Here is a 238-nt window from a genome sequence, read left to right on the forward strand (position 1 = left end):
GGTACCGGATTATAGCATATATAGGTAACCCTGCAATTCTTCCACAAGGGAGTAGAACTAATATTATACAGTCTATTATTATAAAAGATAAGCAAGGAATTGAATATCAGTTTTCAAACTATGAAAAAACAGAAAATGAATATATTTTCGATTATTACAGGTATCCTTTTACACCTTGGATAGGCTCAGAAGCTTCTCCCGCAGTTATCTTTGGAGATAACTTTGGGGATGGTGTTAG

General features: G+C 34.0%; 1 protein-coding gene. It reads left to right on the plus strand.

The window, feature by feature from the left end; translation table 11 throughout:
* Positions 1 to 238: hypothetical protein (locus SB725_RS33745; protein ID WP_410923763.1), on the plus strand; the 238-nt coding region annotated here is incomplete at both ends.

Origin of the sequence: Pseudomonas sp. SIMBA_041 (assembly GCF_046535095.1) — a bacterium.
GTDB lineage: Bacteria > Pseudomonadota > Gammaproteobacteria > Pseudomonadales > Pseudomonadaceae > Aquipseudomonas > Aquipseudomonas mucoides.